The sequence below is a fragment of the Halolamina pelagica genome (assembly GCF_001307315.1).
Taxonomy (GTDB): Archaea; Halobacteriota; Halobacteria; order Halobacteriales; family Haloferacaceae; genus Halolamina; species Halolamina pelagica_B.
The window spans coordinates 141,037-163,923 of record NZ_LGUC01000001.1 but is presented as its reverse complement, the minus strand read 5'-3'; the positions used below and the strand labels follow the sequence as shown (position 1 = coordinate 163,923).

The 22,887-nt window shown below is 69.6% G+C and carries 27 protein-coding genes and 3 pseudogenes; 9 read left to right on the top strand and 21 right to left on the bottom strand.

Annotated elements, in window-relative coordinates:
* Nucleotides 1-9 precede the first annotated feature (9 nt).
* Both SY89_RS00885 and SY89_RS00880 read right to left on the bottom strand, forming a co-directional pair.
* Nucleotides 10-1,230, bottom strand: coding sequence for a PQQ-binding-like beta-propeller repeat protein (locus SY89_RS00885; protein WP_054582771.1), 1,221 nt, complete (start codon nucleotides 1,228-1,230; stop codon nucleotides 10-12).
* Nucleotides 1,231-1,270: 40 nt separating this feature from the next.
* A pseudogene (locus SY89_RS00880) lies at nucleotides 1,271-2,309 on the bottom strand (phosphoribosylaminoimidazolesuccinocarboxamide synthase).
* A gap of 178 nt (nucleotides 2,310-2,487) precedes the next feature.
* Between SY89_RS00880 and cofH the strand changes: the two are divergent.
* Nucleotides 2,488-3,837, top strand: a complete 1,350-nt coding sequence (gene cofH / locus SY89_RS00875; RefSeq protein ID WP_054582770.1) for a 7,8-didemethyl-8-hydroxy-5-deazariboflavin synthase subunit CofH — start codon at nucleotides 2,488-2,490, stop codon at nucleotides 3,835-3,837.
* A 2-nt stretch (nucleotides 3,838-3,839) separates the two neighbouring features.
* Here the strand turns inward: cofH and SY89_RS00870 are convergent, their stop codons facing one another.
* Nucleotides 3,840-4,709 (bottom strand): mechanosensitive ion channel family protein, encoded by an 870-nt coding sequence (locus tag SY89_RS00870; RefSeq protein ID WP_054582769.1) that lies wholly within the window; start codon nucleotides 4,707-4,709, stop codon nucleotides 3,840-3,842.
* Between the two features lie 123 nt (nucleotides 4,710-4,832).
* Here SY89_RS00870 and SY89_RS00865 point away from each other — a divergent pair, with 123 nt between their 5' ends.
* The gene (locus SY89_RS00865; RefSeq protein ID WP_054582768.1) at nucleotides 4,833-5,090 is read left to right on the top strand and encodes a DUF5789 family protein; all 258 of its coding nucleotides are present in this window, start codon (nucleotides 4,833-4,835) and stop codon (nucleotides 5,088-5,090) included.
* A gap of 4 nt (nucleotides 5,091-5,094) precedes the next feature.
* Here SY89_RS00865 and cofG read toward each other — a convergent pair whose 3' ends face one another.
* From cofG to SY89_RS00840, 4 genes and pseudogenes are all read right to left on the bottom strand, one after another.
* The gene (gene cofG / locus SY89_RS00860; protein ID WP_054582767.1) at nucleotides 5,095-6,264 is read right to left on the bottom strand and encodes a 7,8-didemethyl-8-hydroxy-5-deazariboflavin synthase subunit CofG; all 1,170 of its coding nucleotides are present in this window, start codon (nucleotides 6,262-6,264) and stop codon (nucleotides 5,095-5,097) included.
* Nucleotides 6,265-6,317: 53 nt separating this feature from the next.
* Nucleotides 6,318-6,929, bottom strand: coding sequence for a 2-phospho-L-lactate guanylyltransferase (cofC, locus tag SY89_RS00855; RefSeq protein ID WP_054582766.1), 612 nt, complete (start codon nucleotides 6,927-6,929; stop codon nucleotides 6,318-6,320).
* Between the two features lie 15 nt (nucleotides 6,930-6,944).
* Nucleotides 6,945-8,127, bottom strand: a pseudogene (locus SY89_RS00850) (tubulin/FtsZ family protein).
* A gap of 132 nt (nucleotides 8,128-8,259) precedes the next feature.
* Nucleotides 8,260-11,023: pseudogene (locus tag SY89_RS00840) on the bottom strand (AAA domain-containing protein).
* Nucleotides 11,024-11,122: 99 nt separating this feature from the next.
* Here SY89_RS00840 and SY89_RS00835 point away from each other — a divergent pair.
* Both SY89_RS00835 and SY89_RS00830 read left to right on the top strand, forming a co-directional pair.
* Complete coding sequence (locus tag SY89_RS00835) at nucleotides 11,123-11,437, top strand: type II toxin-antitoxin system HicB family antitoxin (protein ID WP_054582764.1); 315 nt, start codon at nucleotides 11,123-11,125, stop codon at nucleotides 11,435-11,437.
* A gap of 2 nt (nucleotides 11,438-11,439) precedes the next feature.
* A complete protein-coding gene (locus SY89_RS00830) occupies nucleotides 11,440-11,691 on the top strand; it encodes a type II toxin-antitoxin system HicA family toxin (RefSeq protein ID WP_054582763.1) in 252 nt (83 codons plus the stop codon).
* Between the two features lie 6 nt (nucleotides 11,692-11,697).
* Here the strand turns inward: SY89_RS00830 and SY89_RS00825 are convergent, their stop codons facing one another.
* A complete protein-coding gene (locus tag SY89_RS00825) occupies nucleotides 11,698-12,510 on the bottom strand; it encodes an AAC(3) family N-acetyltransferase (protein ID WP_054582762.1) in 813 nt (270 codons plus the stop codon).
* A 48-nt stretch (nucleotides 12,511-12,558) separates the two neighbouring features.
* Nucleotides 12,559-13,146: a hypothetical protein gene (locus SY89_RS00820; protein ID WP_144427104.1), complete on the bottom strand. Its 588-nt coding sequence runs from the start codon at nucleotides 13,144-13,146 to the stop codon at nucleotides 12,559-12,561.
* Nucleotides 13,147-13,596: 450 nt separating this feature from the next.
* On the opposite strand from SY89_RS00820, the gene SY89_RS00810 reads away from it, so the two are divergent.
* Entirely contained in the window at nucleotides 13,597-13,839 is a 243-nt protein-coding gene (locus SY89_RS00810; protein WP_054582759.1) for a hypothetical protein, read from the top strand.
* A 25-nt stretch (nucleotides 13,840-13,864) separates the two neighbouring features.
* Here the strand turns inward: SY89_RS00810 and SY89_RS00805 are convergent, their stop codons facing one another.
* The 3 genes from SY89_RS00805 to SY89_RS00795 all read right to left on the bottom strand — a co-directional run bounded on the left by SY89_RS00805 (nucleotide 13,865) and on the right by SY89_RS00795 (nucleotide 16,156).
* Entirely contained in the window at nucleotides 13,865-14,827 is a 963-nt protein-coding gene (locus SY89_RS00805) for a zinc-dependent metalloprotease (protein WP_054582758.1), read from the bottom strand.
* Nucleotides 14,828-14,869: 42 nt separating this feature from the next.
* Nucleotides 14,870-15,367, bottom strand: coding sequence for a hypothetical protein (locus SY89_RS00800; RefSeq protein ID WP_054582757.1), 498 nt, complete (start codon nucleotides 15,365-15,367; stop codon nucleotides 14,870-14,872).
* 90 nt (nucleotides 15,368-15,457) lie between these two features.
* Nucleotides 15,458-16,156 (bottom strand): hypothetical protein, encoded by a 699-nt coding sequence (locus SY89_RS00795; protein WP_054582756.1) that lies wholly within the window; start codon nucleotides 16,154-16,156, stop codon nucleotides 15,458-15,460.
* 142 nt (nucleotides 16,157-16,298) lie between these two features.
* Here SY89_RS00795 and SY89_RS00790 point away from each other — a divergent pair, with 142 nt between their 5' ends.
* A complete protein-coding gene (locus tag SY89_RS00790; protein WP_054582755.1) occupies nucleotides 16,299-17,363 on the top strand; it encodes a M20/M25/M40 family metallo-hydrolase in 1,065 nt (354 codons plus the stop codon).
* A gap of 9 nt (nucleotides 17,364-17,372) precedes the next feature.
* Here SY89_RS00790 and SY89_RS16955 read toward each other — a convergent pair whose 3' ends face one another.
* The 3 genes from SY89_RS16955 to SY89_RS00780 are packed head-to-tail and all read right to left on the bottom strand — an operon-like array spanning nucleotide 17,373 to nucleotide 18,340.
* Nucleotides 17,373-17,549: a hypothetical protein gene (locus SY89_RS16955; protein WP_189319084.1), complete on the bottom strand. Its 177-nt coding sequence runs from the start codon at nucleotides 17,547-17,549 to the stop codon at nucleotides 17,373-17,375.
* 39 nt (nucleotides 17,550-17,588) lie between these two features.
* Complete coding sequence (locus SY89_RS00785; RefSeq protein WP_394325723.1) at nucleotides 17,589-17,945, bottom strand: fluoride efflux transporter FluC; 357 nt, start codon at nucleotides 17,943-17,945, stop codon at nucleotides 17,589-17,591.
* Nucleotides 17,942-18,340 carry a CrcB family protein gene (locus tag SY89_RS00780; RefSeq protein WP_054582754.1) on the bottom strand — a complete coding sequence of 133 codons (399 nt, stop codon included), beginning with the start codon at nucleotides 18,338-18,340 and terminating at the stop codon, nucleotides 17,942-17,944. The genes SY89_RS00785 and SY89_RS00780 overlap by 4 nt, the downstream gene beginning before the upstream one ends.
* Nucleotides 18,341-18,435: 95 nt before the next feature.
* Between SY89_RS00780 and SY89_RS00775 the strand changes: the two genes are divergently transcribed.
* Nucleotides 18,436-18,915 (top strand): 50S ribosomal protein L11, encoded by a 480-nt coding sequence (locus SY89_RS00775; protein WP_054582753.1) that lies wholly within the window; start codon nucleotides 18,436-18,438, stop codon nucleotides 18,913-18,915.
* Nucleotides 18,916-18,956: 41 nt separating this feature from the next.
* On the opposite strand, the gene SY89_RS00770 is transcribed toward SY89_RS00775, so the two are convergent.
* From SY89_RS00770 to SY89_RS00755, 4 genes are all read right to left on the bottom strand, one after another.
* Nucleotides 18,957-19,217 (bottom strand): hypothetical protein, encoded by a 261-nt coding sequence (locus tag SY89_RS00770; RefSeq protein WP_054582752.1) that lies wholly within the window; start codon nucleotides 19,215-19,217, stop codon nucleotides 18,957-18,959.
* Between the two features lie 69 nt (nucleotides 19,218-19,286).
* Complete coding sequence (locus SY89_RS00765) at nucleotides 19,287-19,952, bottom strand: hypothetical protein (RefSeq protein ID WP_054582751.1); 666 nt, start codon at nucleotides 19,950-19,952, stop codon at nucleotides 19,287-19,289.
* Nucleotides 19,952-20,593 carry a hypothetical protein gene (locus tag SY89_RS00760; RefSeq protein ID WP_054582750.1) on the bottom strand — a complete coding sequence of 214 codons (642 nt, stop codon included), beginning with the start codon at nucleotides 20,591-20,593 and terminating at the stop codon, nucleotides 19,952-19,954. The genes SY89_RS00765 and SY89_RS00760 overlap by 1 nt, the downstream gene beginning before the upstream one ends.
* A gap of 42 nt (nucleotides 20,594-20,635) precedes the next feature.
* Nucleotides 20,636-21,478, bottom strand: a complete 843-nt coding sequence (locus tag SY89_RS00755; RefSeq protein WP_054582749.1) for a twin-arginine translocation signal domain-containing protein — start codon at nucleotides 21,476-21,478, stop codon at nucleotides 20,636-20,638.
* A gap of 207 nt (nucleotides 21,479-21,685) precedes the next feature.
* Between SY89_RS00755 and SY89_RS00750 the strand changes: the two genes are divergently transcribed.
* Nucleotides 21,686-21,865, top strand: a complete 180-nt coding sequence (locus tag SY89_RS00750; protein WP_054582748.1) for an HVO_2753 family zinc finger protein — start codon at nucleotides 21,686-21,688, stop codon at nucleotides 21,863-21,865.
* A 2-nt stretch (nucleotides 21,866-21,867) separates the two neighbouring features.
* Nucleotides 21,868-22,134 (top strand): elongation factor 1-beta, encoded by a 267-nt coding sequence (locus SY89_RS00745; protein ID WP_054582747.1) that lies wholly within the window; start codon nucleotides 21,868-21,870, stop codon nucleotides 22,132-22,134.
* A gap of 155 nt (nucleotides 22,135-22,289) precedes the next feature.
* On the opposite strand, the gene SY89_RS15570 is transcribed toward SY89_RS00745, so the two are convergent.
* Together SY89_RS15570 and SY89_RS00740 are read right to left on the bottom strand one after the other, a co-directional pair.
* A complete protein-coding gene (locus SY89_RS15570) occupies nucleotides 22,290-22,571 on the bottom strand; it encodes a type II toxin-antitoxin system RelE family toxin (protein ID WP_080506557.1) in 282 nt (93 codons plus the stop codon).
* A complete protein-coding gene (locus tag SY89_RS00740) occupies nucleotides 22,564-22,851 on the bottom strand; it encodes a ribbon-helix-helix domain-containing protein (RefSeq protein ID WP_054582746.1) in 288 nt (95 codons plus the stop codon). The genes SY89_RS15570 and SY89_RS00740 overlap by 8 nt, the downstream gene beginning before the upstream one ends.
* Nucleotides 22,852-22,887 lie beyond the last annotated feature (36 nt).

Below are 22,887 nucleotides of genomic sequence, written 5' to 3'. Positions count from 1 at the left end.
GGCCGTCGCTCACCCGACACGGTAGACGCCGCTCTCACCCTCCCGAGTCCCGACGAAGAACACCGCGTCGTCGGCGAGTGCGATGCCGTGCTGGGAGAAGGTGTCGAGATCCAGCGTGAGGCGCCGCCGGATCTCGCCGCTCTCCCGGTCGAGCACGTCGAGCGTGTCCCCGTTCGGCACGTACACCCTTTTCGGGTCGACCGCGGGTCGATCGTCGCTCCCGACGCCGAGATCCGTGTCCCACAGCGCCTCGCCGGTCGCGGCGTCGTACGCCCGGCAGGCGAAGGGTGACTCCTCGACGGCGTAGACGACGCCGTCGGCGACTGCCGGCGGGTTCTGGGCGGCGTCGTCGAACTGGACCGACCAGCGCTCGCTCCCGTCGGCGCGCGAGCGGGCCTGGAGGAGCCCGTCGCTCCCCATCAGGGCGATCGTCTCCGCGCCCACGACAGGGCCCGCGTAGGAGGCCTGTTCGATTTCGGCCTGCCAGCGAACGGCGCCGTCGGCGGCGTCAAGGGCGAACAGCGTGCCGTCGCTCTCGGCGACGACGGTGTCCTCGGTGGCGGCGAGTTCGCCGGCGTGATCCGGCACCGCGTCGGCAGTCCACAGCCGTTCGCCAGTCACGCCGTCGAGTGCGAGCAGCGACTTCCCGCCGAGGTAGAGCCGGTCGCCGACTGCCGTGGGTGTGCTGTGTGCGGTTCCCGCCGCGTACCGCCACCGGATCTCGCCGGTCCGGCGGTCGACGGCCATCGTCTCCCCCGCTCGGGTCAGGAACGCGGTTTCGCCGTGGAGCGTCGGCGCCGCAGCGCCGCTGCTCTCGGACCAGTCGTGGCGCCACCTGGCGTCGCCGTTCCGCCCCGTCGCGACGAACGCCCGGACGTACTCCGGCTGGGCCTGTTTCCAGATCGGCGCGTAGACGGCCTCGCTGTCGACCATCGGCGGCCCTTCGTAGAAGTCGCCGCCGCCCGGGCCGACTCGCTCGATGATGGGGTCGTCCGGCAGCCTCGTCTCGGTGTCGCGGTAGCCGGTCCGGAGCGCGTCGTGGGCGGGCGTTGGCCACGGCTCGGGCGGGTCGCCGAGCTCGGCGTCGCTGTGGTACGTCCGGGGGTTCAACGCGTCGCGGATCTCGTCGACGCCGCCGCAGCCGGCGAGCGAACTGACAGCGGCGACGCCCGCAGCGAGCGCAGCCCGGCGGCTGATCGGGGAGTCGCCGGCGTCGGTGGAGGGCAGCATGGCCAGCAGTTGCCGCCGAGCCGTGAAAAAGGGGGCCGCCTTATAGGTCCCGCACGGCGTCGACGGCGTCGTCGATGGCGGGCGCGTCGAACCACTCGGTTCCGGTGTAGGCGTTCGTGCCGGCGGCGTACATCTCGCCGGCGGTGTCGCGAACGTCGACCGGGAGAGCGTCGGGCGACTCCTCGCAGAACGATTTCCAGTCCGCGACGCCCTCGGCCTGCGCGGCGGCTTTGGCGTCTTTCACCGCCGTCACCCAGTCGGCGTCGTACGCCTTGTAGAACTGTCGCAGCACCTCCTTCGAGAGCTCCTGGCCGTCGTAGGCGAAGCGGTTCTCGTCGAACGTACCCGCCACGTCCGCCACCCGGATCTCGCCGTCGACCCAGAGACACTCGATCTTGCCGTCCTCGTGGACGAAGCCGGTCTCGGCGGCGCGCTCGGTGATGACCTCGTTCACCGCCAGCGCGGTCTCCCGGAGCGCATCGAGGTCGGCACGCCCGGCGATCCGGTCCGCTTCCGCCTCGTCGAGGTAGCGGTCCTGCTCCTCGAACTTCGTCGAGAACTCGACGACGGGTTCGGGCAGCGACACCGCCTCGTCGGGCCAGTGGTCGCGGTCGAGCCCCACGTCGGCGGGCTCTTTCCGACGCCGGAGGCTGGAGCCGACGGGCACCTCGTTCCGGAAGACGATCTCGAGGGGACGAGGTAGTGGCGCCCGGCGCTCGCGTGGAACTGGTCGTAGTCGTACCCGTCGTCGCCGTGAGGGAGGTCCGGCACGACCGTGAGGTCGATCGCCATCTGTCGCGGCGGGGCGGCGACGCCGTCGAGGTCGTGCACCGGCGGGTCCTCGGTTCCGGCGTCCGCGGACGCGACGACGCCGCGGTAGTGGGTCGGGACCCCGGCGTCGGCGAGGCGCTCGAAGTTGTCCGCGCCCATCGTACAGAGGCTCCGGCCCTTCTGGGGATCGTGTCGGGCATCGGCCCCCAGTCGAACACGGAGTAGTCGTCGGTGAAGACGAAGCGGCCGCGGCCCAGCGCGTCGTCGGTCGGCTCCCGGTCGACGCGGAACTCCTTGACGCTGGTCACGCATAGAGAGGGGGCGCGACCCACCTTCAATCTTCACATCGGTGGCCACTACCCCTCCGTTTCACGTGGAGATATACACGGTCGTGCTTAATCGGCGGCGTCGGCGCTGCGATTCGACGACCGCGCACACCGTCGCCCCCACCGGGCAGTTTTTGGCGCTCGACTGCCGCCTGTCTGTATGACCACGGCGGCCGACCTCGACGAGGGGGCGCTCGAGTTCGAGCACGTCCCCGAGACCGACCAGTCCTTCGAGAACGCGCTCGCGAAGGCCGCCGACGGGAAACGGCTCGCCGTCGACGACGCCGTCGAACTGCTGACGACCGGCACCGAGTCGTCCGGGATCGACGCCGAACGCAAGGAGCGCGTGCTGGAACTCGCGGACCGCCGGCGTGCCGAGACGGTCGGCGACGTGGTGACGTTCGTCGCCAACGTCAACAACAACGTCACCACGGCGTGCAACACGGGCTGTCTGTTCTGTAACTTCAAGAACCCCGACAGCGCCTTCGAGGTGGACGCGGACGTGGCGCACTCGGGGTTCACGAAAACGCCCACAGAGAGCCGCGAAGCCGTCCGCGACGCCGTCGAGCGCGGCGTGTACGAGGTCACGTCGGTCTCCGGCCTCCACCCCGCGTTCGCGCTAGACGACGAGCATCGGGAGATCCTCGAAACGTACGACGACGCCGCCCGGACGGTGAACTACAAGCCGCCCGAGCGCTACGAGACCGACCCCGGCACCTACGTCGAGCAGCTGCGGTCGATGGCCGTCGACGGCGTCCACCTCCACTCGATGACGCCCGAGGAGGCGTACCACGCCCGCCGGGGGACCGACAGGCCCTACGAGTCGATCTATCGCCGGCTCCGCGAGGCGGGGCTCGACTCGGCGCCCGGGACGGCCGCGGAGATCCTCGTCGACGAGGTGCGCGAGGTCATCTGCCCGGGGAAGATGGACACCGGCGAGTGGGTCGACGCGATGGAGGGCGCCGCCGCCGCGGGCCTGCCGCTGACCTCGACGATGATGTACGGCCACGTCGAGAACGAGATGCACCGCGCGAAGCACCTGAAAGTGATCCGCGACCTGCAGGACCGCACGGGCGCGATCACGGAGTTCGTCCCGCTCTCCTTCATCCACCAGAACACGCCGCTGTACGAGGCCGGCGTCGTCGACGGCGGCGCCAGCCGGGACGAGGACGAACTGCTCGTCGCCGTCGCGCGGCTGTTCCTGGACAACGTCGAGCACATCCAGTCCTCGTGGGTCAAATCGGGCGACGAACACGGGCTGAAGCTGCTCAACTGCGGCGCCGACGACTTCATGGGGACGATCCTCTCCGAGGAGATCACCAAGCGCGCCGGCGGCCAGTACGGCGAGTTCCGCAGCGTCGCCGACTACGTGGAGATGGTGAGCGCGATCGGTCGGCCGCTGGCCGAGCGCTCGACCGACTACGAACAGACGCGGCGCGTGGCGATGGACGGCGGCCCGTACGGCCCGACGCTCGGGCCGAAAGCCGACGGAACGCCGCTTTTGGACTGAACTCAGGCCTCGGTTCGCTCGGTCACGTCGACCTCGCCGACCAGCTGGCGGTGGACGTACGGCATGTCGATCCCCTCGGCGTCGAAGCGCTCCTTGACGCGCTGGACCGCCGCGCTCCGCACCTTGACGTAGTCGCCGCGGTCGGGGTCGTCGATCCAGAAGCGTGCCTGGATCCCCACCGCGGAGTCGCCGAGTTCGGTGACGCGGGTGTCCGGCGCCGGCTCCTCGAGCACGTCGTCGACCGCGCTGATCTCCTCGATGATCGCCTCGCGGGCTAGCTCGATGTCGTCGTCGTAGCCGATGCCGAACACGAACTTCTGGCGCAGCTTCTCGTAGGCGACGGGGTTGGTGATCGCGTTGTTCGCGAGTTCGCCGTTGGGGACGGTAATGCGCTCGTTGTCGAACGTCCGGACCGTCGACACCCGGAGGTCGATCTCCTCGACGCGGCCGGAGTTCCCGTTCCACTCGATCCAGTCGCCGACCGCGAACGGCTTGTCCTTGATGATGAACACGCCGGCGACGAAGTTACCGACGAGGTCCTGGGCGGCGAAGCCGATCGCCAGCGCGAGCGCGCCAGAGAGCGTCGCGGCCGCAGTGAGGAAGCTCGGGAACCCCGCTGCCATGAACGCGACGGCGACGGCCGCAAACAGCACCAACGCGTTGGCGACGCTTTTCGTCAGGCCCCGCAGCGCTTCGGTGAACCCGCGTGCCTTCAGCAGGCGCAGCAACAGCGGGATCAGGACGAGCCGTCCGAGCAGCAGCGTCGCGAGGAAGCCGAGCACGAACGCGATCGCCCGCCCGGCGAGCGCCGCCAGCGAGACGCCGAACAGTTCGCCGCCGAGTCCGAACTGGAGCGCCGTGAGTGGATCCATGCGGATGACTCAACACCGCCCCCGCAAAGAGCTATTGGCTCCGGACCACGCCGCTGCCGGGCTGATTCTGCGGCCGACAGCGACGCGCCGAAGAGCTATGGTTCCAGCGACCAACAGTTAGCTATGGAACAAGAACTCAAACTCAACGAACTCGAAGACGCGCTCGCGGGGTTCGACTACCCGCTCGACCACGAGGCGGCCGTGGCGAGCTGTGAGGGCGTCACGCTGCTGCTCGCCGACGGAACCGAGTCGTTAGCGGCGGTCGTCGCCGACTCCAACGCCGATCAGTTCGACTCCGTCGACGACCTCACGAGCGAGGTGATGAGCAACCTCCCGCGCAACGCCGTCGGCGAGCCCTACCAGTCCGAGGGCGACGGCTAGCCGCCTACTCCGGCAGCGAGAGCGGGCCGTCGCGGCGGGCGACTGCCCGGAACCGGGCGCCGTGGGCGTCGTCGGCGTCGATGCGCTCGCGAACGGCGGGCGGGAGCCAGCCGTCGTCACTGTCGCCCGGGGGCTCGGCGACCTCGCCGTCGAACCCGTCGCGGCGCAGCTTCTCCGGGAGGTAGCGGTCGTACGTCGGGAGTCGCTCGTACAGCGGGACGCCCGCCTCGTCGGCGATGTCGCGCAGTTCCCGTAGCGCGGGCCACTCGTACTCGGGGTTGATGTAGTCGTCCGTGATCGGCGAGACGCCGCCGAGATCGTCGATCCCGCAGTCCAGCAGCTCCCGGGCCGGCGAGAGGTTCGGCGGCACCTGCACCGAGATCTCGTCGGGGAGCGCGGCGCGGGCCATCGCCACCGCGCGGCGCATCGTCGCCACGTCGGGCTTCGCAAAATCGGACCGCTCGTTCGGGACGACGTTCTGGACGATCACCTCCTGGACGTGGTCGTAGCGCTCGTGGAGTTCGCGGATCGCCAGCAGGCTCTCCGCGCGGTCGCGCCAGTCCTCGCCGATGCCGACGAGGATGCCCGTGGTGAACGGGACGCCCAGTTCGCCGGCGGTCCGGATCGTGTTCAGGCGCTGGCCGGGGTTCTTGCGCCGGCCGCCCGAGTGGGCGCGCACGTCGGCAGTCGTCTCCAGCATCACGCCCATCGAGGCGTTCACGTCGGCGACTTGAGCCATCTGCTCGCGGGTCTGGTCGCCGGGGTTGGAGTGCGGGAGCAGGCCCTCCTCCAGCGCGATCTCACAGGCCTCGCGCAGGTACTCGTGGATGGAGTCGTGCCCCCACGCGGCGAGTTGGTCGTGGATCGCAGTGTAGCGGTCGTCGGGATCGTCGCCGAAGGTGAACAGCGCCTCCGTACAGCCGGCGTCGGCGCCGATCCGGCACTCCTCGCGGATCTCCTCGGGCGACATGAGCGTCGCCTCGCCCGGCACGTCGTAGTAGGTGCAGTAGGTGCAGGTGTAGCGGCACGCGGTGGTGAGCGGAATGAACACGTTCCGGGAGAACGTGAGCGCGTCGGCGGCCGCCACGTCGTCGGGCGTCACGTCGAGCAGGCGGTCGATCTCGTCGTCGGCGATCGAGAGGTCGATGTCGTACTCGTCGGCGCCCGGGATCACGCCCGGAGGTGGCAGGGGACGAGTATGAAGGTTTCACTCGGGATCGGATTCGGCTACTCCCGAACGGCTTCGACCCGCCCGCCGCCCACGTCCAGTTCGAACCCGGCGTCGACGAGCCAGTCGCGCGCGGCGCCGTCGCCGTGGAGCAGCACCTCGGTCAGGTCCGCGGGCTCGTCGATGTCCACCGCGAGCCGCCGGGAGTCGACCTCCCGGACCGAGATCCCCTCCTCGCGAGCGATCGCGAGGTGGTCGCGGTAGGAGGCGCCGTGGTAGTCGACGTGGAACGCGGGATCGCGGGCGAGGAAGGCGTTCGTGCCGCCGCCGAGACCCGCGGCGATCGCGAGGTCGGCGTCCGAGTCGAGGAGGGCTTCGAGTGCGTCGGGCGTCGCGAGCGCGAGGTCGGCCATCACCACCGCGGTCGGCGCCGTGTCGAGGCGGTCGTTCACCGCCGTCGTCAGCGGGCGGTCGTCGACAACGACCGACGCCTCAACCTCGACCGGCCCGGTCGCGAGCACGGTCACGTCGAGGTCGCGGTCGACGCCGCCGAGCGCGGCGAGCACGTCCGCGAGCATCGCCGCGGCGAACTCGCGTCGCTCGTCGGGGGTGAGAACCTTGCCCAGCCGCGTCTTCGGCCGGTCGGCGGAGAACGGAACGACGATTCGCACGAGGGGAGGGCGTGATCAGAACAGCGACTCGAGCTCGTCGTCGTCGTCGTTGACGAGCTCGTCGAGGTTCTCGTCGCTCTCGTCGCGGATGTCCTCGATGTTGTCCTGTGCCTCGATCGCGACCTGCTGGAGCTCCTTGATCCGCGGGACGTTGTTCACGCCCGACAGCAGGATCACGCCGGCGACGAAGTTCGCGCCGGGGACGGGGTAGTCCCCGCCGCGAACCTCCATCGAGCCGGTCTGCTCCTCGAGCCACTTCCGCCCGCGCTCGATGCCTTTCCGGTTGAGGTACTTCGGCGGGCCGGCCATCACGAGCAGCGCGCGTTCGGTGCCCTCGATCTCACAGGGGAGCGTGAGCCGCCCCAGCGCCGCCTTTCGGACGAGGCTGGTGATACGGTTCGTCGTGTGAGCGGTGTCGAGTTCGTCCTCCTCCTCGCCGCCGGTGAGCCGCGAGAGCAGGCCGCCGCTGCTGCCGCCGGTGTTCTCCACTTCCTCGCGGGCGTAGCCGACGGTGGAGACGCCACCCCCGCGAGCGTGTTGATGATCTCCGAGGAGTCGACGACGCTCTCGGCGACTTCGCCGCCCTGTTCGACCTCGCCGGCGCCGAACAGGATGCCGAAGCGCTTGACGATCTCGTCGTTGATCTGGTCGTAGCCGCCCTGGACGGACTCGCCAGTTTTCCGCCAGGCGTCGTTGTCGAACACGAGGAGGTTGTCCACCTCGCGGACGAACGTCTGGAACGAGCGCGCCGCGTTGAGGGTGTAGATCCCCCCTCGTCCGAGCCCGGCAGGATCCCCATCCCGTACACCGGCTCGGTGTAGATGCGCTTGAGGTGCTTGGCGATCACCGGCGCGCCGCCGGAGCCAGTCCCGCCACCCAGCCCGGCGATCACGAGGAACGCGTCGACCTCGTGGACCGGGATCGAGTCGATGGCGCCCTGCACCTCGTCCATGTCCTCCTCGGCGATCTCCGCGCCGAGTTCGTTGTCGGCGCCGACGCCGTGGCCCTTCACGCGGGACTGCCCGATGAGCACCCGTTGGCTCTCCGGGATGTTCTCGAGGCCCATCAGGTCCGCCTTCGCGGTGTTGACCGCGACGGCCGCGCGGACGATGTTCGAGCCCTGCTCGGCGTCGTAACCGACGAACTTGTCGACGATCTTGCCGCCGGCTTGCCCGAAGCCGATCATTGCCAGCTTCATACGTGCGCTCCCCTCATCGTTGGTCGAGAGTCACGAGGATGCCGAACAAAAGGCTTGTGGGCCAGCCCCACGACTTGCCGGGGAACGCGTCCCGGATTCGGCGGTTATTTTCCAGAAACTGATGCGTTTGGTCTATCGGCGCGCCCAGTCGAGCATGCGCGCGTAGAACGGGTCCGACCCCAGCGCGTCGGCGTCGCCGACGAGGACGAGCGACTTCTTCGCCCGCGTGAGCGCGACGTTCATCCGCCGCGGGTCCTCGTAGATCGGGCCGTCGAGGTCGCCCGTGGCGACGAAGGAGACGACGATCACCTCCTCGCTCGACCCCTGGAACCGGTCGACGGTATCGACCGTGGCGTCGACACGTCGGGTGATCTCGGCGACCTGCGCGCGGAAGGGGGCGATGACGCCGATGTCGTCCGGATCCACGCCCGCGGCGACGAACTGGTCGACGATCTCGGCCACGCGGTCGGCCTCCGCGGGGTTGGTGTTGCCCACGCGCGCCCCGTCCGGATCGACGAAGGCGACAGGATCGCGGAGCGGTTCGGGCAGCGCGTCCGGATCCATGCCGTCGAGGTCGCCGATGCGTTGGGCCGCCACCGCCCCGTTCGCGGGCGGAGCGCGCCGTCGTAGAACTCCCGGGAAGAGAACGCCTGGATCCGCTGGGCCATCCGGTACTGGCGGTCCAGCAACACCGACGCCTCCGGGGCTAGCTCGTGCAGGCGCTCGAACAGCGAGGTCGAGAGGTCGAGCCGGGCCGGCCGGCCGTCGACGCCACTGCCGTCGGCGCCGTCGCCGGTCGTGGTACCGCCGTCGGCCTCCGCCAGCCCGTACTCGCTGGTCCACGCCTCGCCGCCCTCGGCCTGCACGACCGGGGGAGCTGCTCGTGGTCGCCGACGAGCACGAACCGGTCGGCGAGGTTGATCGCCGCGAGCGTCGCCGGCTCGGTGAGCTGGGAGGCCTCGTCGACCAGCGCCACGTCGAACGCCTCCTCGCGCATCACCCGCGAACCGCAGGACGCCGTCGTCGCCGCCACCAGCGAGGCCGCTTTCAGTTCGGCGATGCGGTCGCCGGGCTCGCCTTCCTCCTTCAGGTGCAGGTCCTGCATGTCCTCGCGGATGCCGGACTCGGTGCCGACACGGGCGATCTGCTCGTCATCGACACCCGCGTCGCGGACCGCTTCGAGGGCGTTGTCGACCGCGCGGTTGGTAAAGGCCGAGAGCAGCACGCGCTCGCCCTGCTCGATCATCGCTTTCACCGTCCGGGCGATGGTGTACGTCTTCCCGGTGCCGGGCGGGCCGTGCACCAGCGCGAAGTCATCGGCGCGGGTGGCGAGGTTCACGGCGTCGTTCTGGGCCTCGTTGTTGTCGATGTACTCGCGCATCTCGCCCGAGAACTCCGGCTCCCGACGGCCGAACAGCACGTCCTTCCGGTCGGGATCGCCCGTGAGGACGCCGTCGTGGAGCGCGGTCAGCATCCGGTCGACGGAGAGTTCGGAGGGGTACACGTCGAGCCGGCGCACGTCGACGGGTTCGTCGGCCTCGACGACGATCTCGGCGCCGGCTTTCCCGGTGCCGAGCGACTTGATCCGGCAGAGCTCGGCGTGGCCCTGCACGGGGTCGCCGTCGCTCGCGAGCGCCACGTCGCCCTCCCGGAGCTTCGAGACGGCGTCGTCGGGTTTTCGGGCGCGCAGGCGCCAGCGACCGCCCGAGATCGCCTCCCGGTCGATCGGTTCGAGGTCGATCAGGGCCCGGTCGTCGTCGGCCCGTTCTTGGGCGCCCTGCTCCCAGAGCTTCCGGTACTCGGCGTGGACCTGGCGGCGCTCGGCCTCGATCGACTGGTAGAACCCCTCGAAGTACGCCCGCTCCTCGGGCGGGAGCGGCTGGCCGATCTGGCCGGCTTTGGACTCTTGATCAAGGCGGCCCGAGACGACCATGCAGGTGTCCTGCTCGAAGCAGTACTGGCAGTTGGCGTCGGCCTCGAACCCCGAGGGGATCGAGGCGTCGAACTCCATCGCCGCCAGTTCGTTTCTGGTGCGGACGACGAACTTCAGCAGGCCCGGCCCGACCGAGAACTCCTTCGCCGGCGAGAGGTCGCCCGTCTCCTCGGCGCGTTCGAGCGCGGTGTTCTTCGTGTAGAGGAGGGTGCCCGTATCGGCGTCGACGCCCTGCTCCTCCAGCATCAGCGCGTAGCAAGCCGCCTGCATCTTGTCCTGGAAGCGCGGCTCGCGCTTGGTGTTCTTCCCCGTCTTGAGTTCGACGGGCATCCCCCGGCGCAGCGCGTCGGCGCGACCCTTCAGCCCGAAGGTTGGCGAGATCAGGGTGTACTCCGAGCGCCAGGTGTCCTCCTCGGTGAGCGTGCCCTGTTGGAGCCAGCCCTCGACGGCCGCGGCGTTCCGGCGCACCTCGTTCTCGACCTCCTCGCGGTCGTAGCCCAGCGCGCCGAGTTCGAGGCCGGCCTCCGCGACGCGCTGGTCGATCGCGTCGTCGAGATCGCGGCCCCGCAGCAGGTCGCCGAACACCTCGTGGACGACGGTCCCCTTCACGACGGGGTACTTCAGCGGCACGCCGGAGAGCTTGTTCAGGTAGTACATCCGCGGGCACTGCACCCACGAGCGCACGGCGGTCACGTCGACGAGGAACTCCGGTTCGAGCACGACCCACGAGTCGGGGGTGGTCTCGTAGGTGGTCTCGCCGCGGAACTCGTCTTCGCCGGCGTCGGTGACGAGCAGCTCCATCCCCGCCTCGGCGTACTCGGCGGTCTCGGACCACTTGTTCCAGAGCGTCACCGTGGTGGGGTCGGCGGCGCCGCGCTCGGGCCGGATCGTGAGCTCGACGAGGTCGGCGCCGCCCGCGGTCCGTGGCTCGCCGACGTCGACGATGGGGCCCCGAAGTCGCATTGTGGGAGGCAGTGGGTCCCGGAGGTAAACGGTGTCGGTCGGGGTGGTTCGCGAGCGGTCGCCCGAACGCTTTTGCCGGAGTGACGTCGATATAGGCGTATGAGTACCGACGCGTCGAACACCGGCTCGACCGCGGACGACCCGGCGTCCCGCAACATCTCCCTGTCGTGGAACGAGGACGCCGAGAACTGGTCGGCAGTCGACGAGGACTTGGGCGTCGCCTCGGTGGGCGAAACTCGCGAAGAGGCGCTCGAAATGCTCGACGAGGCAGTGGCTCTCCACACTGGCGAGACGGGCGAACCCATCGATTCTTGGGAGGACGAAAAGGACGTACTGGAGGATCTCGGGCTCGATCCGGCCGAAGTCGAGGAAGCCCGCGAAAGCGACACTGAGCTCCCAGATTTCCTGCGGTAACGGTGGTCCGGAGACATTTTCCCGGCCGTGACATCGTCAAAGTCCTCACAGACCACAGTTACAGTCTAGTTGGCCGTGAGGGGAGCCACGTCCGACTACGCTGGAACCCTCCAAACGAACACGACACCGAGGTGCGGCTCGTGACCGTCCCAGTCGGCCACGAGGTGGGTGGAGATACCCTCCGGAACATCGCGGATCAGTGCGGCGCCGAAGACTTCGACGCCTTCTGCGAGTGGATCGACCGGAACCGGTAATCCGACTCAGCGCTGCTCGCTCATCCACTCGACGGCGAAGTCGACCAGTGCTGGCTGGTCCACTAGCTTCGTGGTCGCCGCGCCCACCTCGCCCGCAGTTATCGCCGCAGAACACTCCGCCTCGAACGCCGCGCCGATATCCGGGAAGTCGCCGTTGTCGTGCTCGATATCCGTCCACTCGACCCACTCGCGATCGCCGTCGCGCTGGATCGGCGCGCCTGCGGTCGTTTCGTCGGCGTCGATGTCGGCGCGGTACTCCGCGAGGTGGAGCGAGGTGTTCGTCGCGTGGTCGGTGCCAAGCAGGAGCACCGAGCCGTCGCGTTCGTACACCCGGGCGAGCGGGGAGTCCTCGCCCATCCCGTTCGCGAAGCTGTGGGCGTCGACGACCGCCGCGGCGTCGGCGCCCCACGCCGCGAAGGAGTAGAGCGGGTGCTGGCTTCGTCGCGTACCCGGGTAGTCCCGGAAGCACTCCGCGACCGCGCCCATCGAGCGCGTCGGCGTCACCGCGGGCCGGAACGGGGGCATCGACTCGCGGATCCGTGGGATCCAGTCGTCCGGCACTGGGGGGCTCGTCCAGACCGACGGATCGCTGTACTGCGTCGAGTGGGTCGGCATCACGATGGTGCCGCTCTCGGTCACGACACGCTGGAGCGCGTCGACGACGGCCTGTGGGCCACCTGCGACCCAGCCGAGTTCCGAGAGCGCGCTGTGAACGATGAGGGTGTCGCCCGCGTCGACGCCTAGGTCACGGAGGTCGGCAGCGATGCGGTCGACAGTGACGGGGTCGTCGACGGCGTCGACGGCGGCGTGTTCGTCCATAGCGGTGGGGCGAACGGCGAGTATACGTGTCTTGTGGGGCCGCGCGGCTCAGGGGACGAACAGCATCGCGGCGTAGCCGACGCCCACGAGCGTCATCACGGCGCCCCCGCCAGTCAGCCACTTGTACCGCCGCAGGAGTCGGTCACGGACGGCGTCGCGCTCGCCCGGGAACAACAACACGTCGTCCCCGGAGAGCCCCCAGAACGCGTCGCCAGCCTTCGTGACGCGGTCGTACTCGCCAACCGCGGTGACGGTGTTGTCCGGGGCGAGCGGTGCGAGTCGCAGTCGGTGGTCCACTCCGGGGCGGTCCGGGCTATCGACGCCTGATGCCGCGAGGAACGATGCGACCGCGTCGGGCACCGGCTCCCCTTCCGGCAGGTCGATGCTGTAGCTCCGCCTGGCGAGCCGGGCCCGCCGGACGGTTACGGCGTCCTCGTCGAGACGGACGCGGCCGCTGCCGTCGTCGACGGCGAGCGGCCGCACCCGTTCGCCCTCGGCGAGGGTGACCCACACCGGCGAGCGGTGGGCGAAGCCGCGATCCTTCTGCAGGGCGTACGTGCAGGCGAGCGCGCCGCCGTCGAGGCCCGGAACGGTGAGCGTTCCGTCGATCGCGCGGAGCGAGCCGTCGACGGCCACCGTCCCGGTCTCCGGGGCGCCGGTGGGGTGTCCGTCGCCGCGGCCAGGCGGCCGTTCGTCGTTCGGGCCGCGAGGCCGATCACGACCAGGGCCGGGCCGATCGCGCCGAGGACGACCGGCACACCGTCGACGACGGTGAACTCCCCGCCGCCGGCGTTCGACCCCGCGATCCCGAGTGCCAGCACGACGACGCCGACCACGCCGGCGGCCACTACGGCGAGTGGTGGGGCCCCCGTCCGGCGCTCGAACGAGCGCAGGCCGAGCCGAACCGAACTGGGCGGGACGATCGCGAGCGTCACGCCCACCAGGAGGAGCACGGCGAGTGCGGACATCGCGAACTCGAACGTGGAGACCATGCGACGGCGATACGCTGGGTGGCTGTTAAACGTTGTTCCGGCGCCGCCCCGTTGAACCGCCGCGTTCAAGCCCTCGTCACCCCTCTGTTGGCCTATGAACAGGAGCGACCGCGGCGGCGGCGACGGCTACGGCTCGCTGCCGCTCCAGGTCGGGTTCGTGCTCATCATCGCGCTCTCGGGCGTGTTCGTCTCGATCCAGGCCGGCGCTGGCATCCGGTTCGCGCTGCTGGCCGGCGTTGCAGGGCTGGTCGCCGGCATCGTGATCACGTGGTTCGTCGTCAGGAACCTCCGGGACGTGATGCCGGACACGCCGGACATGTCCGACCGCGAGTGGTAACGGCGCGGTCCGGGCGGAAATGCGGTTAGGCGACCCGCGCGAGCCAGCGCTCGGGCTCGTCGAGTTCGGCGTCGGTCGGCAGGTTCTCCGGTCGGTCCCAGACTTTCGCCGCCGCGTCGAGCCCCTCGGCGTCGGCGACGGTGGTGAAGAAGTCGGCGCCGCGCTCGTACTGCCGGCGCTTGAGGCCGAGGCCGAGCAGGCGGCGGATGAGCTGATCCACCGGTCCCCCACCGCCTCGACGAGCGTCGATCTTCCGTCGCAGGTCGTCGTACTCCTCGTCGAACGCGCGATCCATCAGCAGCTCCGCGTACCCCTCGACGGCGGTCATCGCGGCGTCGAGTTCGGAGAACGCTTCGCGGTTCAGGCCGCCCGACGCGAGTTGGGTGACGGTGTCGCGCATCCGTGACTCCAGATACTCGGGGAGCCAGTCGGCGGCGCCGAACTCCGCGGCGTGGGTCACCTCGTGGAACGCGATCCAGCGACGGAACCGGGGGAAGTCGACGTCGAGTTCGCGGGCGGTGCGCTCGATGTTCGGGTGGACGAAGTAGAGTTCGTGGGTCGGCCCGCCGTCCGCTTCCGCCAGCAGCAGCGGGTCGTACTGGCCGAGCACGTGCCGCCCGAGGAAGGCGAGCGAGAACGACAGCGACCCCGTGTTGACGACGCGGGAGGCGCCGGGAAAGAGCGGCTGGTCGAACTCGTCGGTCATCGGCTCGATCAGTCGCCGGAACGTGTCGACGTTGGCGTCGATCCAGTGGTGGCGGTTCTGGAGCGAGATCGTTTCGGGCACGTCGAACGCGACCCCGCCCACGTCGCGGATGCGGTCGCGGGCGTCGCGCACGTCCGTCGCGTACCCCTGGCGCTCGGCCGCCGAGAGCTCGAGCGAGCCGGGGTCGGTACTCGCTTTCGCCGCCTCGGAGACGGCCCGCCAGTCGACGACGCCGTCCCCGGAGGCGGAGACGACGGCGTCGACGCTGCGGAAGAGATCCATACCCACACTCGGCGGCGGGCGGGCAAAAACCCTCGTTCGCGGCTACTCCTCGACCACGATCTCCTCGCTCCCGGCGAGGAGTTTGTACGCGGCCAGCGCCAGCGCCAGCAGCAGGCCGACGACGGCGGCGACGACCAGCCCGAGGCGGCCGCCCGACTCCTCCTCGGGGCTGGTGATCTCGATCGGGACCGAGTCCCCGGCCTCGGCTTCGAGCTCCTGGGTCGCTTCGTCGACCTGCTCCTCGATGTCGTCCAGCGCGTCGAGCCCCTCGGGTTCGACGCCGCCCAGCAGCTTCCGGACGGCGTAGGCGATCGCCGCGAGGGCGCCCAGGCCGGCCAGGGGCGCGAGCAGACTGAGGCCGGGCCCCTTCGAGCTCTCGAGCGACTCCTCGGCGGTCTCGCTCGTGCTCGTGTCGGCCGCGCCGGTGTCGGTCGGTGTCGCCTCGTCGGTCAGTTCGTCGACGCCCGGGAGGCTGCGCGGCCCGACTTGGAACCCGTCGTGGAAGTGCAACTCGAAGAACGTGAACTGTTTGTCGGCCATACATGTCTGTTCGGTCGGTAGCGTGATAGCCGTTTTGGGCGCGGTCACGGAGGGGGCGGAACCGCCGACGGCCACGCCCGGCGTCGCCGCTTACGCGCTCCCGGCGTCGGTGTCTGACGGGCGCCGAATTGCTACGGCGGCCCGCCGGGTGAGGAACCCGAGGCAGAAGCCGACGACGGCGATGGGCGCGCCGACCCCGACCCCGATGACGACCGCGAACCCGACCGCGCTCGGCAGGGAGACTACCTCCGCACCCCACGCGTACGTGACTGTCGTCCCGTAGCGTGTGAGGGCAGCGCCGAAGACCGGCGCGCTCACGAGCAGCGTCGTCGGGAGGACACCGGAGTTGGCGGCCGCGCTGGCGGCAGCGAGGAGGAGCAACGCGCCGACGGCGGCGAACACTGCGAGGGCGGGATCGGTTCCAAACCACGTCCCGCGGACGGACGCGACGAGGGATTCGTAGCCGACCGTCGAGCCGACCCACCACGCCGTTGCCAGCGCGAGCACGGGGCTCGACAGCGTGAGGACCACCGAGCGGCCGGTTCGACGGCCGAGCAGGAAGGCACGCAGTGGGCCCGTGGCGAACCGTTTCGCCGGACCGGAGAGCTCGCTCGCGCTGCCTTTCCCACGCCGCCAGGCGCTGTGGAGGCGGCGAGCGACGTCGCCGAGCGCCCGCCAAAGTAGGCTGGCGGCTGAGGTCGTCGCGTCCACGAGTAACGCCGCTGCGAACACGAGGGTCGATACTGCTCTGTCAGCGGCCGACTGGAGGGAGGGCCGAACGGGGCGCATGACGGTATCTCTGGGTCCGTCCGACTTAGTTGTTGGTGAACGTGAACGACACGGAGCCACTTGCTCGCGGACGACTCCGTCCCGAACCGGCGGGAGCGACCCCCACCGCCGGACTCATAGGCCTCCCTTCCGAGATGCGGCTATGGACGAGCGCCAACGCGAGTTCCTGGACGAACTGCTCACCACCCCCAGCCCCTCCGGCTTCGAGACGCGCGGCCAGCGCGTCTGGGTCGACTACGTCTCGGCGTTCGCCGACCGCGTCGAGACCGACGCGTACGGCAACGCGATCGCGGTCCACGAGGGCGATCCGGATGTCGAGACGGAGTTCGCCGTCGGCGGCCACGCCGACGAGATCGGGTTCATCGTTCGCGACATCGTCGACGACGGCTTCCTCCGCCTCTCTCGGGTCGGCGGCTCGGACCGCACGGTCTCGAAGGGCCAGCACGTCACGATCCACACCGACGACGGGCCAGTCCAGGGCGTGATCGGGCAGACTGCGATCCACCTGCGTGAGGGCGACGAGGAGTACGAGGACATCAGCGAGCAGTTCGTCGACGTGGGGGCGGAGGACGACGACGACGCCGAGGAACTCGTCTCCATCGGCGACCCGGTGACGTTCTCCTCCGGGATTCAGGAGCTGGCGAACAGCCGCGTCGCCGCCCGCGGGATGGACAACCGCGTGGGCACCTGGGTCGCCGCCGAGGCGCTGCGCCGGGCGGCCGAAGCCGGCGCCGACGCGACGGTGTACGCCGTCTCGACGGTGCAGGAGGAGGTCGGCCTGAAGGGCGCCCAGATGGTCGGCTTCGGCATCGATCCGGACGCCTACGTCGCCGTCGACGTGACCCACGCGACCGACAACCCGGACGTGGCCGGCAGCAACCGCGGGCCGGTCGAACTCAGCGAGGGGCCCGTGGTCGGCCGCGGGAGCGCGAACCACCCGAAGCTGGTCGACCTGGCGCGCGAATCCGGCGACGACGACGACGTCGACTACCAGCTGCAGGCCGCCGGGAGCCGGACGGGCACCGACGCCGACGGCGTGTTCACCCAGCGCGGTGGAGTGCCGTCGCTGAACGTCGGGATCCCGAACCGGTACATGCACACGCCGGTCGAAGTGGTCGACACCGAGGACCTCGAAGCCGTCGCGGACCTCTGTGCCGCGATGGCCGAGCGCGCCGACGGGCACGAGCCGTTCGAAGTGGAGATCTGAGTCGCCGGATCAACTGTCCTCGATCCGTCTCGTGTACGCCATCGCCGCGCCACTGGCCAGACAGACGACCGCCGCCCCCGCGCTGAGGTAGGCATCCTGACCGGTTACCGTCGCGACGACGATGCCGACGCCACCCAGCACGAGCAGGATCCCGAGCGCAAGTCGGATGCGCTTCTCTCGCCCCATGGGGGTCGACTCGCCCCGCCGGGCGAAAGAACGTTTTCCTCACCCGACGAGCAGCCACGCGATCCCGAGCGCGGCTCCTGCCAGTACGAGCGTCCCGAGCGCGTAACCAGCCGCAACCGTTCGGTCGCCGCTCTCCCAGGTCCGTACGGTCTCGACCGAGAACGACGAGAACGTCGTGAACGCGCCACAGGTGCCGGTGCCGAGCAGGAGCACCGTGCCGTCACCGGCGCCGGCGAAGGTGAGCAGCCCCAGCGCGAACGTGCCGAGCGTGTTGACCGCGAGCGTCGACGCCGAGAACGCCGTGTCGGCGTCGGCGAGTGCCTCCCCGACCGCGTAGCGAAGCACGGCGCCGAGGGCGCCGCCGAGGCCGACGAGGATCGGTGCGGGGGCGATCACGCCGACTCACCTCCGGCGCTGGCGTCGCCGTCGTGGCCAAGGATGCGGCGTGCGAGGACCAAGCCCGCTGCGGCGGCGGCGAAGCCGAGCGCGTAGTTCGTGAGGACGTTGCCGATCATGAGCGCGGGCGACCCGGCCAGCGCCGACTCGACGGCGAACGTGGAGTAGGTCGTAAACGAGGAGAGAAACCCCGTCGCGAGCGCGAGGCGGACCGCCGGCCCGAGCCGACCTGCGGCGACGGTGGCGACGACGGCGCCCAGGACGAACGCGCCGAGGACGTTCGCCGCGAGCGTGCCGCCGAGGTCGGGGAGCGCCACGGCGAGCAGCCAGCGTGCGTTCGCGCCCGCGAACCCGCCGCCGGCGACGAGTGCGAGCGTTCGGGCGCGGGAGCGCATACGGTGCCTGCTGTACCCGGCAGGGCCAAACCGCTGTCGCTCCGGGTCGGATCCGGAAAGAAACCGTTAAACGGCGCGCCGGGCACCTTTCGGGTATGGCTGGAACCATCGAAGTGCTCGTCGCGGGCGGTGAGGCCGATCCTGGCCCGCCGCTCGGCCCCGAGCTGGGTCCGACACCCGTCGACGTGCAGGCGGTCGTGCAGGAGATCAACGAGGAGACCGACGCCTTCGACGGGATGGAGGTCCCCGTCACCATCGACTACGAGGACGACGGCTCGTTCTCGATCGAGGTCGGCGTCCCGCCGACGGCGGAGCTGATCAAGGACGAGGCCGGCTTCGACACCGGCTCCGGCGAGCCCCAGGAGGAGTTCGTCGCCGACCTGACCGCCGAGCAGCTCAAGAAGATCGCCGAGCAGAAGTCCTCGGACCTGCTCTCGTACGACACCAAGAACGCGGCCAAGGAGGTCGCGGGCACGTGTGTCTCGCTGGGCGTGACCATCGAGGGCGAGGACGGCCGCACGTTCAAAGAGCGCATCGACGCCGGCGACTACGACGACACGTTCGCCGAGGCGTAACGCGGCGCTTCTCTCTCCGTTCTCTCACCCGGGTAGCGACGCTATTCGTCGCTCCGGAACTCCATCACGATCAGCCCGACCGCGAGCAGCAGGCAGGCCGCCGTCAGCACTGCCGCCGCAGTCGGCCGGAAGTAGCCGTTCGCTTGCCCGAGTTGGAACACGCCGGCGAACGCGGCCGCCGCGATCGCTAAGGGTCGCAGGGGGCGCTCGCCAGTGGTCGCGAACTGCCAGGCGGCGACGCCGATGCCCGCAACGACGACCAGCACGAGGAGCCCGATCCAGAGGAGGGCAGTGTCGACCATACGCGGGGATCGGCCCCCCGCCGAATCACGGTTGCGGTCGGCGCCGCCGCCCGGTTCCCGGGGCGGGAGCTACTCCGCCCCGCTACGCGCGCGGAGTCGGTCGGTGACCGACTCGGTGAGCCCGGTCAGGTACGCGGTGCCCCAGAGCCCGACGACGATGCCGCCAAGCGTGTCGAACAGCAGGTCCTTCATCGTGTCCTCCAGCCCGTACTGGGTGAGCACCGCGGCCGAACCGGTCGCCTCGGCTGTCAGCGCGATGGCGAACTCGAGTACCTCCCAGAGTACGCCAAAGGCCATCGTGAACAGCAGGATGAACACGAAGACGAACTGCGGCGGGAAGCGCACGGCGTCGGTGTGCTCGTCGAGCGCGCGGACCGTTACGTAGCCCGCGCCGGCGACGATACTCGCCGAGAACGTGTGGGTCATGTGGTCCCACCAGGGCACCGCGCGGTAGGGGTGGGCCTCGGCGCCCGGGAGGCCGACCGTCCCGAACCCGTGGAGGAACACCGCGAGCGTGATCCACAGCACCAGCGCCGGGTCGAGTTCGATGTCGTAGTCCCGCTCCAGGAGGGCGGGGAGGTACGTCACCACGAACCCGACGCCGGCGTTGACCATCACGCCGACGCTGCCCTCGTAGAAGCCGACGGCGATCATGCCGAACAGGCCGTACTGCATCGCTTGGGCGGCGATGCGCTGCTGGCGATCGCTCAGGCCGAGCCAGTCGCGGATCCTCACTACGGCTCACCCCCGTCCGGGAGCGGGCCGTCGACGCCCAGGCCGCCGGCTCCGCCGTTGGCTCGCCGTCGGAAGTAGTAGGTGAACAGCAGCGCCGAGAAGAGCCCCGCCATCGTGGCAGCCGTGAAGTCCCACATCAGCGCCTCCTCGGCGTGTGGGCGGTCGAGAAACCCCGTGCCGAGATAGATGTCCGAGAGCCACTGGGCGACCGCCCAGATGCCCGCGGCCGCCATAGTGGTGATGACGACGAACACCACCGCGAACGCGTCGTTCATCCGCGTCGTCGTGAACCGATCGAGCAGGACGGCGACGATCAGCGCGACCGCGGCGACGGCGACGTACGTCGTCACCCGCCCGGTCAGCGTGATCTGGCCGACGGTCTGGCCGGCGACGAACACCCGCCCGCCGACGGGGAGCGCTGCCAGCGCGAGCAGTTCCCACGGGAGCATCGTCTGCCAGTTCCGGTTGCGGACGGCCGGGAGCGCGCCCAGCGCCACGACGACGAGTACGAACCCCGCCCAGACGAGTTGGCCGGTCAGGAGTTCGACGGCGCCGGTCACGAGGAGGAAGCCGAGCACGGCCCACGCCACCAGCGCGTTGGCGCGCTCTCCTTCGACGAGCCCCAGCCCTGCGCTGTCCATGCTCTCGTCTTTTAGCGGTACGGGGAAAATGGTTCGGCCGCGTCAGAGCCGTCGGCGATCCGCCGCCAGTCGAACCGAGAGTTCGAACTGCGGGGCGCTGTCGCCGTCCCACGCCGTTTCGCAGGTGGCGGCGACCGCCTGCTGGCCGTCGTGGTCGCCGGTCCACGCGACTGCGTAGGCGTTCTTGTCGAACCCAGTTCGGTCCGGAACGACGCGGATCTGTCCGGTTTCGAGCGGGACCGACGCCGCTAGCCCGTCGACATCCGGGGACGCGGGACCGACCGTGACCGGCCCGCGGGAGTGGTCGCTCCCGGGCGTGTACGCCCCCATCTCGGCGTCGCCACCGGTGAGTTCGACACCGATCTCGACGCGGCGGAGTCCGGGCGTCGCCGCAACGGGGCCGTCGTCGGCTTCCCCGGGGAGTCGACCTGCCGCCCAGAGCCAGAGTTGGTAGTGCTGTTTCTCCTCCGTCGAGCGGTCGGGGATCTCGTAGGCGGCCACGACGCTGTCGGCGACGGCGCGGAGGTCGCCCGGGCCCTCGGGCTGGGGGGCCGGGCTGCCGTCAGCTGTGACCCCGATCGTGCGCGTCCACGCGCCGACGAACTCGAGGTCGTGCTCGGGCTCGGAATCGGCGGCGCCCCAGATGCCGTGATCGCCGTACTGCTCGCGCTGGCGAGTGGCGTAGGCGTCGAACGCGTCCTTCGAGAGCGCGGTCTCGGCGATCGCACTCGTGCCACCAATCGCCGTCGCGGGCGGGGACACGTTGTCGCGCACGTCGCCGAGGCAGCCAGCGGTGCTGGTGAGGCCGGCGACCCCAAGGGTGGCCGCGGCGCGTTTCAGGAACTGTCGTCGCGAGTCGGTCGCACTGCGTGGAGGGCGTCGCATACCTGAATCGTGTTCGCCTGTCGAGAAATAGAGCTACCGATGGCGTGTGACGGCGTCGCGCTGTGGGGGCGCGCGTCGGCGTCGTCTCACACCATCCCCGCCGTGTCTCGTGGCGCTGGTGGGTCGTCGACGGTGCCGCGGCGAGCGATTCCGCCGGCTCGGCCGGACAAGGTAACGGTTAAACGTCACGCGCCCGGCTTCATGCATATGAGCGAAGCAGATACGACGGGAGATCGCGCCTGCGTCTCCTGTGGCATCTCCGTCACGGGGACCAACGCGGCCCGGTTCAAGTGCCCGGAGTGCGGGACCGTCATCTTCCGGTGTGCCAAGTGTCGCAAGCAGAGCAACCTCTACGAGTGCCCGGACTGCGGGTTCAGGGGGCCCTAACGATGGGTGACGTCGCCGCCAAGATCAAGGTCATGCCGGAGAGCCCCGAGATCGACCTCGACGAGCTCGAGGACCGACTCGAGGCCGCGCTCCCCGAGGGCGCCGAGATCCGCGGCTACCAGCGCGAGGACGTGGCCTTTGGCCTCGTCGCGCTGCTGCCGACGGTGATCGTCCCGGACGACGCGGGTGGCACCGAGGCCGTCGAGGAGGCGTTCCGCGACGTGGATGGCGTCGAGAGCATCGACGTCGACTCCGTCGGCCGCCTGTAAGGCCGTCGACGATTTCTGCGGTTCACTCGTTCGGTAGCCCCAGCCGTGTCTCAACCACGTTGGCTCTCGGTGTCCTGCACAGTCGGTGCTGTTGAACAGCACGCGTCGGCCACGAACCAAGACCGACCGGTCAGAAGAGTGGTTTTGCGGAGTGGTCAATCGTCGTCACTGCGATACGCATCGCCACCGCGTTTTCGGATACGTAAGACGTAGAGGATCTGCTCGGTTCGGTCGGTGCGGCATCCAAGCCGGAACTGACCAATTCGGAGCTTTTCGTGAGGCGTCCCCTGCAGTGGTTCGAGATGGTCGGGCGGCTCTCGCCATTCGTCGGTTACGATCTCGTCGAGCTTGCTGACGATTCGGTCGCGTGTGTGATCGTCCAGCCCGTCAAAATCACGCCGTGCGGTTTCGGTGAGTTCCCAGTCCCATTCATTCATCGCTGTCGCGTGTCGTCTCCTCGAGACCGTAGGCTGCCTTCACGTCGTCGCTACTGTGGGTCCGCCCCTCACGAATCTCTGCTTCGCTGGTGAGCATCGCCTTCAGGTCCGCACGAGTGAATTCGGGATGCTTGAGCGCATCGCGAAGCACGAACCGGATGAATTCGCTCCGGCTGTTGAATCCCTGTTGCTCCCACGTCGTATCGACGTCCTCGAGGAACGTTTCCGTTATTCGGATGTTCACTGTTGTCTTGTCAGGGGGAGACTCGGCTTCTGCCATACTTTGTGTTGAAATTGTATATAAATAAGGATTACG